Raw genomic sequence first — 15,555 nt, 5'->3', positions numbered from 1 at the left:
GGGGTCGGGGGCGGACGAGTCGAAGCCTGGAGTCGCGCGGGATACGGGACGTCACGGGTGCAGTCTTCCGGTTGACCGTCCGAAAACCCAAACGGAATGTCACGGCGGGCTACGGGACTGGCCAACGCACAGGTCCGCGAGGGGGGTCGACGGGAGTGATCAGGCCAGTCGTACGGCTTTAAACGGAAGCAGGTCGGCCGGTCCACGACCGGCCCGGGCCCCGGTCCCGGCCGGGAGGACCGGGGCGGCCGTGCCGGGAGGGCCGGGACGGTCGCACGAGGAGGACCGGAGCGGTCACATGAGGGGGACCGGAGCGGTCACATGAGGGGGACCAGAAAGCGCCGCAGGGCCTCCTCGTAGGCGGTCGGGTCGGCGTTCCACATGGCTCCGTGCGGCGCGCCCGGGACGGCCTGGAGGGTGACCAGGTCGGGCCGGCGCCGGACGAGGTCACGGGAGAGGGCCCAGGGGGCCACCGTGTCCTCGGGGCCGTGGAAGATCAGCGCCGGGATCCGGAGCAGGCCGGGGTCGGCGGGTTCGTCGTCGCTGCGGCTGTTCATGCCGGTGCGGCCCTGGGCGGCACGCACGGCCAGCGGCAGCAGCGGCCCGGGGGTGCGGCGGGCCGCGGCCAGCGCGCGCAGGGTGGTCTCCCAACTGAGCACCGGGGAGTCCAGGACGAGTCCCACGGCCCGCTCGCGCAGTCCCGAGTGGGCGGCGGCGCGCAGCGCCATGGTGGCTCCGGTGGACCAGCCGTAGAGGACGAGGCGCTCGGCGCCGTAGCGCACGGCGTAGCGCATCGCGGCGTCCAGGTCGCGCCACTCGCTCTCGCCGAGGTGGTTCAGGCCGTCCTGCGGGCGGGGCGCGCCGAGGTCGCCGCGGTAGGAGAGGGCCAGCACCGAGAAGCGATGGCGGTGCAGGAACTCCATCACGTTCAGGGTGAGCTCCCGGGTGGTGCCGAGGCCGTGGACCGCGATCACCCAGGTGTCGCGGGCGCCGGGGACGAACCACGCGGGCAGCGGGCCGAGCTCGCCCGGGATGTCGACGTCGGCGTACTCCAGGCCGAGCGCGGCGTCCGGGTTGCCGACGTACACGTTCGGGGTGAGCCACACCTTGTCGCCCTGGCTCAGGCTGCCGTGGGTGACGCGCTCCAGGCGGCGCACGACGGTGTCGGCCGAGCGCGCGGCGGCGTCGACGACGGGCCCGACGACCGCGTGGGAGCCGTCGCCCGCGAGGCCGTAGGTGCCGGGGCGCAGCGAGGCCAGGTCCCTGGTGAGGGTGATCCGTCCGGCGGCGGTGCCGTGCACGGTGAGCCTGGGTTCGGTGGGCAGGGGCCGGCCGGCCGGCGCCTTGAGGGCGGCGTCGCTGGCGAGCCGGCCGGCGGCCACCGCGGCGGCCCCGGCACCTACCACTGCGGTGACGGCGGCGGCCGTCGCTTTGACAGGGTGCACCCGTTCAGTGTCGGGGCGGTGCGCGGGACCGGCCAGCGGGAGGCGGGGAAGGGGTGACGTGCCGGAACGGGGCCGGAGGCACGCCCCGGACAACCCGCACGCCGTGCGCGTCGCGCGTACGCCGTGCGGCGGCCCGCCGGCGCCGTCACGCCCGCTGCCCGTACCCCCGCAGCCGCTCCCCCGCCTCCGCCACCTGCTCGGCCGTCAACAGGTGCGGCGACAGTCCCGGCACCGAGGACGCGGTCAGCCAGAGCCGGCACATCCACTCCAGCTGTGCCGTGCGGTCGTAGGCCTGGTCGAGGGTGGCGCCGAGGGTGAGGGTGCCGTGGTTCTGGAGGAGACAGCCGGTGCGGTCCACCAGGGCCAGGCGCACGTTTTCGGCCAGCTGCTCGGTGCCGTAGGGCGCGTAGGGGGCGACCCGGACGGGTCCGCCGAGCGCCGCGGCCATGTAGTGGACCGTCGGGAGCTCGGGGACGAGCGTGGAGACGGCCGTGGCGTGCACGGCGTGGGTGTGCACCACGGCCCGCGCGCCGCCGGCCCGGTGGACGGCGAGGTGCATGGGCAGCTCGCTGGTCGGGACGAGGCTGCCGAGCACCTGCCGGCCCGTCAGGTCGACCCCGGTGATGTCGTCCGGCGTCAGCCGGTCGTAGGGCACGCCCGACGGCGTGACCAGCACGGTGTCCCCGACCCGGACGGAGACGTTGCCCGAGGTGCCGACGACGAGTCCGTCGGCCACGCTGCGGCGGGCCGTCTCGACCAGCGCGCCCCAGGCCCGCGCCTCGTCCCGGCCGACCTTTGTGCCCTGTATGTTCCGGGCACCCCGCTCACCCTGACCACTGTGTCGTCGCTCACTCATGTCGCGATCCTTCCAGGAGCGCCACCCATGGGTCGCCGATCACGCAGCGTAGTCATTTCAGGTCCGTCGGCATACGACGGCAGTGACGGCCTGCCCGGATCCGGAATCACGACCGGACAGCCCGACAGGTCGCGATTCCAGGGCGCTCACCTGGGGTGACCGATCATGCGGGGTACGCATCGGTAGCACTATGTGGAATGTCACTCTCCTGTTCGTGACACCACAAAGCCCGTCTCAGTTCACCTTCCGTTCACCCAAGTTACCTACGTTCATCGCACCAACGACCTCGAACGATTGCCTGGGTAAATGGAAAACTTCTCGCTGATCCTCGCGATTGTGGTGGTAACCGCACTTGCGTTCGATTTCACGAACGGTTTTCACGACACCGCCAACGCGATGGCCACGACCATCTCGACCGGTGCGCTCAAGCCCAAGGTTGCGGTGGCCATGTCGGCCACGCTCAACCTGGTGGGCGCCTTCCTCTCGGTGGAGGTCGCCAACACGATCTCCAAGGGTCTCGTCGACGAGACCGGCATCCGGCCCGAGGTCATCTTCGCCGCACTGGTCGGCGCGATCCTCTGGAATCTGCTGACCTGGCTGGTGGGTCTGCCCTCCAGCTCCTCGCACGCCCTCATGGGCGGTCTGATCGGCGCCACCATCGCCTCGGCGGGCTTCGGCGCCGTCCACGGCGACGCGCTCGTCACCAAGGTGCTGATCCCGGCCGTCGCGGCCCCGATCGTCGCCGGTGTCGCCGCGATGCTCGCCACCCGGTTCTCCTACCAGCTGGGCAAGAAGGCCGACGGCGAGGCCGCCTCCAAGGGCTTCCGCGCCGGCCAGATCGCCTCGGCCGGCCTGGTCTCGCTGGCCCACGGCACCAACGACGCGCAGAAGACGATGGGCATCATCACCCTCGCCCTGGTCGCCGGCGGCGCCGTCGCGCCCGACTCCGACCCGCCCGTCTGGGTGATCCTCTCCGCCGGTCTGGCCATCGCGCTCGGCACCTGGCTCGGCGGCTGGCGCATCATCCGCACCATGGGCAAGGGCCTGACCGACCTTCAGCCGCAGCAGGGCTTCGCCGCCCAGACCAGCGCCGCGACGGTCATCCTGGCCTCCTCCCACCTCGGCTTCTCCCTCTCCACCACCCACTCGGTCTCCGGCTCGGTGATGGGTGCGGGCCTGGGCCGCAAGGGCGGTGTGGTGCGCTGGTCCACCGCGACCCGCATGTTCGTCGCCTGGGGTCTGACCCTGCCTGCCGCCGCTCTGGTCGGCGCCCTCGCCGAGTCCGTGACGGATCTGGGCGACTGGGGCACGGCGGTCGTCGCGGTCTTCCTGATCGCCTCCAGCGCCGCGATCTGGAAGATCTCCCGCCGCGAGGTCGTCGACAGCAGCAACGTCAACGACACCGAGGACACCCAGGAGCCGGCCGGCGTCGTGACCACGGCGATCGCCATGGTGACCCCGCCGCCCGCGGGCCAGGTGACCGAGGGCCTCACGGCCACGATCCCCGCCCCGACCGCCGCTCCGGCCGTCACCGCCGACCCGGTGGCCCCGCCGGCCGCCGCCGTCTGAGCCCCGAGCACCCGGTAAGTAAGGAAGCATCAGCATGAACATCGACTGGGCAGCCCTCGGCTCCGTGTTCGGCGTCAGCCTCGTGGTCACCGTGGCTCTCGTGGCCCTGTTCACCCTCGGCATCATGGGCCTCTCCCGCCAGGAGCGGGCCTCCGCGCAGGGCGGCTCCGCCGCACTCGCGGTGACGGGCGCGTACGCGTGCTTCGCGGCCTGCACGGCCGCGGTGGGCTACGGGATCTGGCTGATCGTCGCCTGACCCACCGCCGTCCGGCACACCGTTCGCGAAGGGCGGGAGGAACCCACCGGGTTCCTCCCGCCCTTCGCGTTGCCCGCTCTTCCCCTCGCCCGCCGTGTGTGGGCCTTCACACACTCCTCCGTCCCAGGTCAAGAGCAGGTTGACGGCCCTTCAGGGCCCGTGGTGGACTGCCGGAGCCATCTACGACGACACAAGAGGAAGCCGGTGCGAATCCGGCGCGGTCCCGCCACTGTGACCGGGGTAGCAATCCCCGGGAGCCAGGAACTCTCGTCGTCGGTCTCGTCGAACCAGGGCGTGGACACCCTGAGTGAGGACATGTCGCCATGCTCGGCTGCCGATTGAGTCTCAGCACCAGGTCACTGCCCGGTACCGCCACGATCGGCTGAGCTGGTGCGTGCCGATCGCGTCTTCGCGTACGGCGCCACCGCGGGCCTCCTGGGCGACCTGTTCCTCGGCGATCCACGCCGCGGGCACCCGGTCGCGCTGTTCGGGCGTGCGGCCGCGGCCGTGGAACAGGCGTTGTGGCGGGACCACCGGGGCCAGGGCGCGCTGCACACCGTGGTGTGCGCCGGCGGCGCCGTGGCGCTCGGGGCCGTGGCCGTCCGCGCCGTGCGTACCTCCGGCGCCGCCTCCGTGGCCCTGACCGCCGCCGCCACCTGGGCCGTCGTCGGGGGCACCTCGCTCGCCCGGGAGGCCCGCGCCATCGGGCGCGCCCTGGAGGCCGGGGACATCGCGGGCGCCCGCGCCCGGCTGCCGCATCTGTGCGGCCGGGACCCCCAGGCCCTCGACGCGGACGGGATCGCCCGGGCGGTCGTCGAGTCGGTCGCCGAGAACACCTCCGACGCCGTCGTCGGCGCGCTGGTGTGGGGAGCCGTCGGCGGGGTGCCGGGGCTGCTCGGCTTCCGCGCCGTGAACACCCTCGATGCCATGGTCGGCCACAAGTCGCCCCGCTACCGCCGCTACGGATGGGCGTCCGCCCGCCTCGACGACGCCGCCGGCTGGCCGGGGGCCCGCCTCACGGCCGCCCTCGCGGCCCTGGCCGGAGACGATCCGCGCGGCGCCGTACGGGCCTGGCGGGCCGACGCCGCCGGACATCCCAGTCCCAACGCCGGTCCCGTGGAGGCCTCGTTCGCCGGGTCCCTCGGCGTGCGGCTCGGCGGGACCCTCTCCTACGCCGGCCGGGTCGAGCACCGGCCCGTGCTCAACGGCACCCACGGGCGTGCCGTCCGTACCTCGGACATCGACCGGGCGGTACGGCTGTCCCGGCGCGTCGGCTGGCTCGCGCTCGGCGTCTGCGCCGCCGCGCGACTCCTCGTGAAGGAACGTGACTCATGAACGGTGGTCTCCTGGTCGCCGGCACCACCTCCGACGCCGGCAAGAGCGTCGTCACCGCGGGGATCTGCCGTTGGCTGGTGCGGCAGGGCGTCAAGGTCGCGCCCTTCAAGGCGCAGAACATGTCCCTCAACTCGTTCGTGACCCGCGAGGGCGCCGAGATCGGGCGGGCCCAGGCCATGCAGGCCCAGGCCTGCCGGATCGAGCCGACCGCGCTGATGAACCCCGTGCTGCTCAAGCCCGGCAGCGACCGCAGCAGCCAGGTCGTCCTCATGGGCAAGCCGGTGGGCGAGATGAGCGCGCGCGGGTTCTTCGGGGAGTCCGAGGGGGCGTCCCCCGGGGAAAGGCTGCACGGCGGGCGGCAGCAGGCGCTCCTCGGCACCGTCCTCGACTGTCTCGCCGAGCTGCGGGGCACGTACGACGCGGTGATCTGCGAGGGGGCCGGCAGTCCGGCCGAGATCAACCTGCGCCGGACCGACATCGTGAACATGGGCATCGCCCGCAACGCGCGGCTGCCCGTCCTCGTCGTCGGCGACATCGACCGCGGCGGTGTCTTCGCCTCCTTCTTCGGCACGGTCGCCCTGCTCTCGCCCGAGGACCAGGAACTGGTCGCCGGTTTCCTCGTCAACAAGTTCCGGGGCGACGTCTCCCTGCTCGAACCCGGACTCGACATGCTGCACGGCCTCACCGGGCGGCGGACGTACGGCGTGCTGCCGTTCCGGCACGGCCTCGGCATCGACGAGGAGGACGGACTGCGCGTCTCCCTGCGCGGCGCCGTCCGGGAGTCCATCGTCGCCGCCCCAGTCGGCGAGGACGTCCTGCGGGTCGCCGTCTGCGCGATCCCGCTGATGTCCAACTTCACGGACGTGGACGCGCTCGCCGCCGAACCGGGCGTCGTCGTGCGGTTCGTGGACCGGCCGGAGGAACTCGCCGACGCGGACCTGGTCGTCGTCCCCGGGACCCGGGGCACGGTCGGCGCGCTCCGGTGGCTGCGCGAGCGCGGCCTCGCGGACGCCGTCGCGCGCCGGGCCGCCGAGGGCCGGCCGGTGCTCGGCGTCTGCGGCGGCTTCCAGATCCTCGGCGAGCACATCGAGGACGAGGTCGAGAGCCGCGCGGGGCACGTCGACGGGCTCGGCCTGCTGCCCGTACGGGTGCGCTTCGCCCGCGAGAAGACGCTCACCCGGCCGGTCGGCGAGGCCCTCGGCGAGCACGTCGAGGGGTACGAGATCCATCACGGGGTCGCCGACGTCACCGGCGGCGAGCCGTTCATCACCGACGGCGCGGGGCACCTCCTCGACGGCTGCCGGGTCGGCGCCGTCTGGGGCACCCACTGGCACGGCTCGCTGGAGTCGGACGGATTCCGGCGGGCGTTCCTGCGCGAGGTGGCGGCCGCCGCGGGCCGCCGTTTCGTACCGGCCCCCGACACCTCGTTCGCCGCGCTGCGCGAGGAGCAGCTCGACCTGCTCGGCGACCTGATCGAACAGCACGCGGACACGGACGCGCTGTGGCGGCTCATCGAGTCCGGCGCGCCGCAAGGACTGCCCTTCATCCCCCCGGGAGCGCCCGCATGAGCACAGTGTTGTTGTTGTCGACCGCCGACACCGATCTGCTGGCGGCCCGCGCCTGCGACGCCCCCTACCGGATCGGCAACCCGACCCGGGTCGACGTCGCCGAGGAACTGCCCGGACTGATCCGGGGCGCGGACATCGCCGTCGTACGGCTGCTGGGCGGGAAGCGGGCCTGGGAGGACGGGCTGGCCGTGCTGAAGGCGTCCGGGATCCCGACCGTGCTGCTGGGCGGGGAGTCCGTGCCGGACGCCGAGCTGATGGCCGAGTCGTCGGTGCCGGCCGGGGTGGTCGCGGAGGCGCTGCGCTATCTCGTGGAGGGCGGCCCCGCGAACCTCACGGAGCTGGCCCGGTTCCTGTCCGACACCGTGCTGCTGACCGGTGAGGGCTTCGACGGGCCGCAGAAGATGCCCGAGTACGGCGTCCACGGCGAGCGTGCCCTCGCCGAGGACCGGCCCACGGTCGGCGTGCTCTTCTACCGCGCCCACGAACTCAGCGGCAACACCGGCTTCGTGGACACCCTGTGCGACGCGATCGAGGCGCGGGGCGCCAACGCGCTCGCCGTGTACTGCGGTTCGCTACGCGACGCCGACCCCGGGCTGTACGGGATCCTCGGCCGGACCGACGCGATCGTCGCCACCGTCCTCGCCGCGGGCGGCACCCACGCCTCGCAGGCCTCCGCGGGCGGGGACGAGGAGGCGTGGGACATCGGGGCGCTCGCCGACCTCGACGTGCCCGTCCTCCAGGGGCTGTGCCTCACCTCCTCGCGCGCCGCCTGGCACGAGTCCGACGCCGCCCTCTCCCCCATGGACGCGGCCATGCAGGTCGCCATCCCGGAGTTCGACGGACGCCTGATCACCGTGCCGTTCTCCTTCAAGGAGCAGGGCCCGGACGAGGTGCCCGTCTACGTCGCCGACCCGGAGCGGGCCGCGCGGGTGGCCGGGATCGCCGTACGGCACGCACGGCTGAAGTACAAGCCGAACGCGCAGAAGAAGCTCGCGCTGGTCTTCACCGCCTACCCCACCAAGCACTCGCGGGTCGGCAACGCGGTCGGGCTGGACACGCCCGCCTCGGCCGTCCGGGTCCTGGACGCGCTCAGGGACGCGGGATACACGGTCGAGGGGCACCCCGACAACGGCGACGAGCTGATCCACCGGCTGATCGCGGCCGGCGGCCACGACGTCGAGTGGCTGACCGAGGAGCAGCTGGCCGCGGCGCCCGCCCGGGTGCCGCTGGCCGACTACCGGGCCTGGTTCGACCGGCTCGACCCCGCGCTCAGGGACGGGATGCTGGAGGCGTGGGGCGAGCCGCCGGGCTCGCTGTACGTCGACGGCGACGACATCGTCCTCGCCTCGCTCCAGTTCGGGAACGTCGTCGTGATGATCCAGCCGCCGCGCGGCTTCGGCGAGAACCCGATCGCGATCTACCACGACCCCGACATGCCTCCGTCGCACCACTATCTGGCCGCCTACCGCTGGCTGGAGGCCGCGACATCCGAGGGGGGCTTCGGCGCGGACGCGATCGTCCACATGGGCAAGCACGGCACGATGGAGTGGCTGCCGGGCAAGGGCCTCGGGCTGAGCGGCGGCTGCGCGCCCGACGCCGTCCTCGGCGAACTCCCCCTGGTCTACCCGTTCATCGTCAACGACCCCGGCGAGGGCACCCAGGCCAAGCGGCGCGGCCACGCCACCGTCGTCGACCACCTCGTACCGCCGATGGCCCGCGCCGACACCTACGGCGACCTGGCCAAGCTGGAGCAACTCCTCGACGAGTACGCGCTCGTGTCCGACCTGGACCCGGCCAAGGCCCCGGCCGTCCGCGCCCAGATCTGGACGCTGGTCAAGGCCGCCGAGCTCCACCACGACCTGCACGTCGACGAGCAGCCGGAGGACGGCGACTTCGACGAGTTCGTGATGCACATCGACGGCTACCTCTGCGAGATCAAGGACGTGCAGATCCGCGACGGACTGCACATCCTGGGCGGCGGCCCGGAGGCGGAGCCGCGGGTGAACCTCGTGCTCGCCGTGCTGCGCGCCTCGCAGGTGTGGGGCGGCGCGGCGAACGCGCTGCCCGGTCTGCGCGCCGCCCTCGCCGCGCACTTCGGCCTGGTGGAGAAGGAGTTGCTGGCCGAACCGGGCGCGCCCGTGAAGGTCCCGGTCGAGCTGACCGACCTCGTCGAGGGCCCGGCGCGGACGGCGGCCGACGCGATCGACCTGCTGGAGCAGCTGTGCCGCCGGGCGGCCCTCGGCATGGAGGAGCGCGCCTGGGACGCGGCAGCCGTGCCGACGCTCGTGCGGGACCTCCTCGGCACCGAACTCCCCGACGCCGTCGCGGTGCTGGAGTTCGCCTGCCGCGAGGTCGTACCGCGGCTCGCCCGGACGACGGACGAGATCGGGCACATCCTCAAGGCGCTGGACGGCGGTTATGTCCCGGCGGGCCCGTCGGGCTCTCCCACGCGCGGGCTCGTCAACGTCCTGCCGACCGGCCGCAACTTCTACTCCGTCGACCCCAAGGCCATTCCCTCCCGGCTGAGTTGGGAGGTCGGGCAGTCCCTCGCCGACTCCCTCGTCCAGCGCTACCTCCAGGACACCGGCGGCTACCCGACGTCCGTCGGGCTGACGGTCTGGGGCACGTCCGCCATGCGCACCCAGGGCGACGACATCGCGGAGATCCTCGCGCTGCTGGGCTGCCGCCCGGTGTGGGACGACGCCTCGCGCCGGGTCACCGGCTTCGAGATCGTGCCCCTGGCGGAGCTGGGCCGTCCCCGCATCGACGTCACGGTCCGCATCTCCGGCTTCTTCCGGGACGCGTTCCCGCACGTGGTCGGGCTGATCGACGACGCCGTACGGGCGGTCGCCGAACTGGACGAGCCCGCGGACCGCAACTTCGTCCGCGCGCACGCCGACGAGGACACCGCCGAGCACGGCGACCGCCGGCGCGCCACCTCCCGCATCTTCGGCTCCAAGCCGGGCGCGTACGGCGCCGGTCTGCTGCCGCTGATCGACGCCCGCAACTGGCGTTCGGACGCCGACCTCGCCGAGGTGTACGCCGTCTGGGGCGGCTACGCCTACGGGCGCGGGCTCGACGGCCGGGCGGCGCGCGGCGACATGGAGACGGCGTTCAGGCGGATCGCGGTCGCCGCCAAGAACGTGGACACGCGCGAGCACGACCTCGTCGACGCGGACGACTACTTCCAGTACCACGGCGGCATGGTCGCGATGGTGCGGCACCTGACCGGGGCCTCCCCCGAGGCGTACGTCGGCGACTCCGCCGTACCGGACCAGGTGAAGACGCGCACGCTGGGCGAGGAGACGCACCGGGTCTTCCGGGCCCGGGTGGTCAACCCGCGCTGGATGGCGGCGATGCGCCGCCACGGCTACAAGGGCGCCTTCGAGATGGCGGCGACGGTCGACTACCTCTTCGGCTACGACGCCACGGCCGGGGTCGTGGACGACTGGATGTACGAGAAGCTCAGCGCGGAGTACGTCTTCGACGCGGAGAACCGGGACTTCATGAAGAAGTCCAACCCGTGGGCCCTGCGCGGCATCACCGAGCGCCTGCTGGAGGCGGCGGACCGCGGGCTGTGGGCGGAGCCGGACGCGGACACGCTGGAGCGGCTGCGCGCCACCTATCTGGAGCTCGAAGGCGACTTGGAGGGCGACGACCAGTGAGTACCCCGTTCCCGTTCACGGCCGTCGTCGGCCAGGACGACCTGCGGCTCGCGCTGCTGCTGAACGCCGTGTCCCCGGCGGTCGGCGGTGTGCTGGTGCGCGGCGAGAAGGGCACCGCGAAGAGCACGGCCGTACGTGCCCTCTCCGCGCTGCTGCCCGAGGTCGACGTCGTCTCCGGGTGCCGGTTCTCCTGCGACCCCGGTTCCCCCGACCCCGGCTGCCCGGACGGGCCGCACGAGGCGGGAGCGGGCGCGCCACGCCCCGCCCGGATGGTCGAGCTGCCCGTCGGCGCCTCCGAGGACCGGCTGGTGGGCGCCCTGGACATCGAGCGGGCGCTCGCGGAGGGCGTGAAGGCCTTCGAGCCCGGCCTGTTGGCCGACGCGCACCGCGGCATCCTGTACGTCGACGAGGTCAACCTTCTCCACGACCATCTCGTCGACCTGCTGCTCGACGCGGCCGCGATGGGCGCCTCGTACGTCGAGCGCGAGGGCGTCTCCGTACGGCACGCGGCACGGTTCCTGCTCGTGGGCACGATGAACCCCGAAGAGGGCGAGCTGCGGCCGCAGTTGCTGGACCGGTTCGGGCTGACCGTCGAGGTGGCCGCCTCGCGGGAGCCCGACCAGCGGGTGGAGGTCGTACGGCGACGGCTCGCGTACGACGACGACCCGGCGGGCTTCGCGGCGCGCTGGGCCGGCGAGGAGGCCGCCGTGCGCGCGCGGATCGTGGCAGCCCGGGCACTGCTGCCCTCCGTGCGGCTGGGCGACGGTGCGCTGCGGCAGATCGCGGCGACCTGCGCGGCCTTCGAGGTGGACGGTATGCGGGCCGACATCGTGATGGCGCGTACGGCGACCGCGCTGGCCGCCTGGGCGGGGCGTACCGAGGTGCTCGCCGAGGACGTGCGGCAGGCGGCGCTGCTTGCGCTGCCGCACCGGCGCAGGCGCAATCCGTTCGACGCGCCCGGGCTCGACGAGGACAAGCTGGACGAGACGCTGGAGGAGTTCGGGGGCTCCGCCGAGGACGAGGACCCCGACCCGGACGGGCCCGGTGGCGGCGGTGGGCAGCCCACGCCCGACAGCGGTCCGCAGGGCGGTGACACGTCCGCCCGGCCGGAGGCCGGTGAGGGCGGGGAGCCGCAGGCCTCCGGAAGCGCGGAGCAGTCCGCCGTGCGGGCCGCCGAGCCGTTCCGTACCAAGGCGCTGAGCGTGCCCGGGATCGGCCAGGGGGCGGCCGGACGGCGTTCGCGGGCGCGGACCGAGCACGGACGCACGACCGGGTCCCGGCGGCCGCGCGGCACGCTGACGAAGCTGCATCTCGCCGCGACCGTGCAGGCGGCCGCACCGCACCAGCGGGCGCGCGGGCGGTCAGGGCCGGGGCTGCTGGTGCGCCGGGACGATCTGCGGCAGGCGGTGCGGGAGGGGCGCGAGTCCAACCTCGTGCTGTTCGTCGTGGACGCCTCCGGGTCGATGGCGGCCCGGCAGCGGATGGGCGCGGTCAAGGGCGCGGTGCTGTCGCTGCTGCTCGACGCGTACCAGCGGCGGGACAAGGTGGGTCTGGTGACGTTCCGCGGTTCGGCCGCGGAGGTCGCGCTGCCGCCCACCTCTTCGGTGGACGCGGCCGCGGCGCGGCTGGAGTCGCTGCCGACGGGTGGCCGTACGCCGCTGGCGGCCGGGCTGCTCAAGGCGCACGAGGTGCTGCGGGTGGAGCGGCTGCGGGACGCGGCACGGCGCCCGCTGCTGGTGGTGGTGACCGACGGGCGGGCCACCGGGGGCCCCGAGCCGCTGCCGCTCGCGTCCCGGGCGGCCGGGCTGTTCGCGGCCGGTGGGGTCGCCTCGGTCGTCGTGGACTGCGAGTCCGGGCCGGTGCGGCTGGGTCTTGCGGGGAAGCTCGCGGGTGAACTGGGCGGTACGGCCGTGACGTTGGACGAGCTTCGGGCGGACAGCATCGCCGGACTGGTGAAGGACGTGGTGAAGGACGTGCAGAGGAGGGCCGCGTAGTGCCGCAGGGACAGCCGAGTGTCGTACCGGACGACGGACTGACGACTCGTCAGCGTCGTAATCGGCCGCTGGTCGTCGTGCACACGGGCGTCGGGAAGGGGAAGTCCACCGCCGCGTTCGGGCTGGCGCTGCGCGCCTGGAACCAGGGGTGGCCCATCGGGGTGTTCCAGTTCGTCAAGTCGGCGAAGTGGAAGGTCGGCGAGGAGAACGCGCTGCGGGTGCTGGGCGCCTCCGGCGAGGGCGGGTCCGTCGACTGGCACAAGATGGGCGAGGGCTGGTCGTGGGTCCAGCGCGACATCCAGGGTGACAACTCGACCAACGAGGAGAAGGCCCGGGAGGGCTGGGAGCAGGTCAAGCGGGACCTGGCGGCCGAGACGTACAAGCTGTACGTGCTCGACGAGTTCGCGTACCCGATGCACTGGGGCTGGATCGACACCGACGAGGTCGTGGACGTGCTCCGCCATCGGCCGGGGACCCAGCATGTGGTGATCACCGGGCGCAACGCCCCGGAGAAGCTGGTCGACTTCGCCGACCTGGTGACCGACATGTCCAAGGTCAAGCACCCGATGGACGCCGGCCAGAAGGGCCAGAGGGGCATCGAGTGGTGATGTCGTCCGTCCCCCGGCTGGTCGTCGCCGCGCCCTCCTCGGGCAGCGGCAAGACCACCGTCGCCACGGGGCTGATGGCCGCGTTCGCCGGGCGCGGGCTGCGGGTCTCCCCGCACAAGGTCGGGCCCGACTACATCGACCCCGGCTACCACGCGCTCGCCACCGGGCGCACGGGCCGCAACCTCGACGCGTACCTGTGCGGGCCCGACCTGGTCGGTCCGCTGTTCGCGCACGGCGCGCTGGGGTGCGACATCGCGGTCGTCGAGGGCGTGATGGGGCTGTACGACGGGGCCGCGGGCGAGGGGGAAATCGCCTCCACGGCCCATGTGGCGAAGCTGCTGCGGGCGCCGGTGGTGCTGGTGGTCGACGCGTCGTCGCAGTCGCGGTCGGTGGCGGCGCTGGTGCACGGGTTCGCCTCGTGGGACCCCGAGGTGCGGATCGGGGGCGTGATCCTGAACAAGGTCGCCTCGGACCGGCACGAGGAGTTGCTGCGCGACGCGCTGGACTCTTCCGGGGTGCCGGTGCTCGGGGTGCTGCGGCGGGCGCCGCAGGTGGACACGCCGTCCCGGCACCTCGGTCTGGTGCCGGTCGCCGAGCGGCGGGCGGAGGCGGTCGCGGCGGTCGCCGCGATGGCGGCACAGGTCGCGGAAGGGTGCGACCTGGACGCACTGGCAGCGCTGGCGCGCAGTGCCGGTGTGCTGTCGGGTGCGGCCTGGGACGCGGCCGAGGCCCTGGGGGCTGCCACCCCCAGCCCCCCGCTTCGGCCTGAACGGCCTCGTCCTCAAACGCCGGACGGGCTGGATGTCGTCGGCCGGGATCGGAAAGCGCCGGTGGTCGCAGTCGCCGGGGGGCCCGCGTTCACCTTCTCGTACGCCGAGCACACCGAGCTGCTCTCCGCCGCCGGGGCCGAGGTCGTGCCCTTCGATCCGCTCCATGACGAGCAACTACCCGCCGGGACAAGCGGGTTGGTGATCGGCGGCGGGTTCCCCGAGGTGTACGCGCCCGAGTTGTCGGCCAACGAGCCGCTGCGCAAGGCGGTGGCGGAGCTGGCGTCGGCCGGGGCGCCGGTCGCCGCCGAGTGTGCCGGGCTGCTGTATCTGGCGCGGGAGCTCGACGGCCGGCCCATGTGCGGGGTGATCGACGCCGTGGCCCGGATGGACGAGCGGCTCACCCTCGGCTACCGGGACGCCGTGGCGCTCGGCGACAGCGTGCTCGCGGCGGCCGGTACCCGGATGCGCGGGCACGAGTTCCACCGGACGGTCGTGGAGCCCGGCGCCGGGGCGTCTCCCGCCTGGGGGATGCGCGCCCCCGAACGGCGCGTCGAAGGTTTCGTGCAGCAGGGCGTGCACGCGAGTTATCTGCACACGCACTGGGCGTCCGAGCCCGGCGTGGCCCGTCGGTTCGTCGAGAGGTGCCTGACGTCATGAGCAGCAAGCTGATCGGTGTCGGGGTCGGCCCCGGCGACCCCGAGCTGGTGACCGTCAAGGGCGTCAACGCCCTGCGCGCCGCGGACGTCGTCGTGGTGCCCGTGATGGCCGCGGCGGACGGGGCGGACGGCGGCGAGCCGGGGCGGGCCGAGGCGACCGTGCTGCACTACGTGCCGCGGGAGAAGGTCGTCCGGGTGGTGTTCGCGCTCAACGAGCGCAGCGACCGGGCCCGGCGCGAGGCCGCCTGGGACGCGGCGGGGGCGCGGGTGGCGGCGCTGCTCGACGCGCATGCCTGTGTCGCCTTCGCGACCATCGGGGACCCGAACGTGTACTCGACGTTCACCTATCTGGCGCAGACCGTCGCGGAGTCGGTGCCGGGTGTCGTCGTCGAGACCGTGCCGGGCATCACCGCGATGCAGGAGCTCGCGGCGCGCTCGGGGGCGGTCCTGACCGAGGGGACCGAACCGCTGACCCTGGTACCGGTCACCGCGGGGGCCGCCGCGCTCAAGGACGCGCTGAGCGGGCCGGGCACGGTCGTGGCGTACAAGTTCGGGCGGCAGGCCGCGGAGGTCGCCGAGGCGCTGCGGGAGACCGGGCGGCTGGAGGCGGCGGTGTGGGGTTCGGCGCTGGGGCTGGCGCAGGAGTCGATCCGGCCGGCCGCCGACCTCGGCGACGGCCCGCTGCCCTATCTGTCGACGCTGATCGCGCCCGCGCCGCGCGACGGCGGGCGGGGCGGCAAGCTGTGACGCCCCGCGGGCCGTACGGGCGCTCAACCGGCCAGGCCCACCACCAGCCAGATGAACGCGGCGCCCGCGATCGTGCACAGCAGGGT

Annotated in this window: 11 protein-coding genes and 1 riboswitch; of the genes, 9 read left to right on the top strand and 2 right to left on the bottom strand. The window is 73.6% G+C overall.

The genetic code is table 11. From position 1 onward, the window contains the following. Positions 1–317: 317 nt before the first annotated feature. Both FNH09_RS36130 and FNH09_RS36125 read right to left on the bottom strand, forming a co-directional pair. Positions 318–1,445: an alpha/beta fold hydrolase gene (locus tag FNH09_RS36130; RefSeq protein ID WP_162469627.1), complete on the bottom strand. Its 1,128-nt coding sequence runs from the start codon at positions 1,443–1,445 to the stop codon at positions 318–320. A 145-nt stretch (positions 1,446–1,590) separates the two neighbouring features. Further along, positions 1,591–2,301 (bottom strand): class II aldolase/adducin family protein, encoded by a 711-nt coding sequence (locus tag FNH09_RS36125; RefSeq protein ID WP_152894112.1) that lies wholly within the window; start codon positions 2,299–2,301, stop codon positions 1,591–1,593. A gap of 306 nt (positions 2,302–2,607) precedes the next feature. Between FNH09_RS36125 and FNH09_RS36120 the strand changes: the two genes are divergently transcribed. The 9 genes from FNH09_RS36120 to cobI all read left to right on the top strand — a co-directional run bounded on the left by FNH09_RS36120 (position 2,608) and on the right by cobI (position 15,469). Then, positions 2,608–3,870: an inorganic phosphate transporter gene (locus tag FNH09_RS36120; protein WP_152894111.1), complete on the top strand. Its 1,263-nt coding sequence runs from the start codon at positions 2,608–2,610 to the stop codon at positions 3,868–3,870. 34 nt (positions 3,871–3,904) lie between these two features. Beyond that, positions 3,905–4,126 (top strand): hypothetical protein, encoded by a 222-nt coding sequence (locus FNH09_RS36115; RefSeq protein ID WP_152894110.1) that lies wholly within the window; start codon positions 3,905–3,907, stop codon positions 4,124–4,126. Positions 4,127–4,272: 146 nt separating this feature from the next. After that, positions 4,273–4,412, top strand: a riboswitch (cobalamin riboswitch). A gap of 104 nt (positions 4,413–4,516) precedes the next feature. Continuing rightward, positions 4,517–5,461 (top strand): cobalamin biosynthesis protein, encoded by a 945-nt coding sequence (locus FNH09_RS36110; protein WP_162469626.1) that lies wholly within the window; start codon positions 4,517–4,519, stop codon positions 5,459–5,461. Next, positions 5,458–7,029 (top strand): cobyric acid synthase, encoded by a 1,572-nt coding sequence (locus FNH09_RS36105; RefSeq protein ID WP_152894108.1) that lies wholly within the window; start codon positions 5,458–5,460, stop codon positions 7,027–7,029. Before FNH09_RS36110 ends, FNH09_RS36105 begins: the two co-directional genes overlap by 4 nt. Further along, on the top strand, positions 7,026–10,694 hold the full coding sequence (gene cobN, locus FNH09_RS36100) for a cobaltochelatase subunit CobN (RefSeq protein ID WP_152894107.1): 3,669 nt from the start codon (positions 7,026–7,028) through the stop codon (positions 10,692–10,694). Before FNH09_RS36105 ends, cobN begins: the two co-directional genes overlap by 4 nt. After that, a complete protein-coding gene (locus tag FNH09_RS36095) occupies positions 10,691–12,688 on the top strand; it encodes a putative cobaltochelatase (protein WP_162469625.1) in 1,998 nt (665 codons plus the stop codon). Before cobN ends, FNH09_RS36095 begins: the two co-directional genes overlap by 4 nt. Further along, positions 12,688–13,296: a cob(I)yrinic acid a,c-diamide adenosyltransferase gene (gene cobO, locus FNH09_RS36090; protein WP_162469624.1), complete on the top strand. Its 609-nt coding sequence runs from the start codon at positions 12,688–12,690 to the stop codon at positions 13,294–13,296. The genes FNH09_RS36095 and cobO overlap by 1 nt, the downstream gene beginning before the upstream one ends. Next, complete coding sequence (locus FNH09_RS36085; RefSeq protein ID WP_152894106.1) at positions 13,296–14,723, top strand: cobyrinic acid a,c-diamide synthase CobB; 1,428 nt, start codon at positions 13,296–13,298, stop codon at positions 14,721–14,723. The genes cobO and FNH09_RS36085 overlap by 1 nt, the downstream gene beginning before the upstream one ends. Further along, positions 14,720–15,469, top strand: coding sequence for a precorrin-2 C(20)-methyltransferase (gene cobI / locus FNH09_RS36080; protein ID WP_152894105.1), 750 nt, complete (start codon positions 14,720–14,722; stop codon positions 15,467–15,469). The genes FNH09_RS36085 and cobI overlap by 4 nt, the downstream gene beginning before the upstream one ends. Positions 15,470–15,555 lie beyond the last annotated feature (86 nt).

Origin of the sequence: Streptomyces adustus (assembly GCF_009377175.1) — a bacterium.
Taxonomy (GTDB): Bacteria; Actinomycetota; Actinomycetes; order Streptomycetales; family Streptomycetaceae; genus Streptomyces; species Streptomyces adustus.
Note: the sequence above shows the minus strand (reverse complement) of the source record. Positions and strands in the feature narration are given on the sequence as shown.

Bases quoted from the DNA above. Each gene is read 5' to 3' on its own strand.
- FNH09_RS36125 (WP_152894112.1), bottom strand. From the start codon at position 2,301: ATGAGTGAGCGACGACACAGTGGTCAGGGTGAGCGGGGTGCCCGGAAC.
- FNH09_RS36120 (WP_152894111.1), top strand. From the start codon at position 2,608: ATGGAAAACTTCTCGCTGATCCTCGCGATTGTGGTGGTAACCGCACTT.
- FNH09_RS36115 (WP_152894110.1), top strand. From the start codon at position 3,905: ATGAACATCGACTGGGCAGCCCTCGGCTCCGTGTTCGGCGTCAGCCTC.
- FNH09_RS36105 (WP_152894108.1), top strand. From the start codon at position 5,458: ATGAACGGTGGTCTCCTGGTCGCCGGCACCACCTCCGACGCCGGCAAG.
- cobN (WP_152894107.1), top strand. From the start codon at position 7,026: ATGAGCACAGTGTTGTTGTTGTCGACCGCCGACACCGATCTGCTGGCG.
- FNH09_RS36085 (WP_152894106.1), top strand. From the start codon at position 13,296: ATGTCGTCCGTCCCCCGGCTGGTCGTCGCCGCGCCCTCCTCGGGCAGC.
- cobI (WP_152894105.1), top strand. From the start codon at position 14,720: ATGAGCAGCAAGCTGATCGGTGTCGGGGTCGGCCCCGGCGACCCCGAG.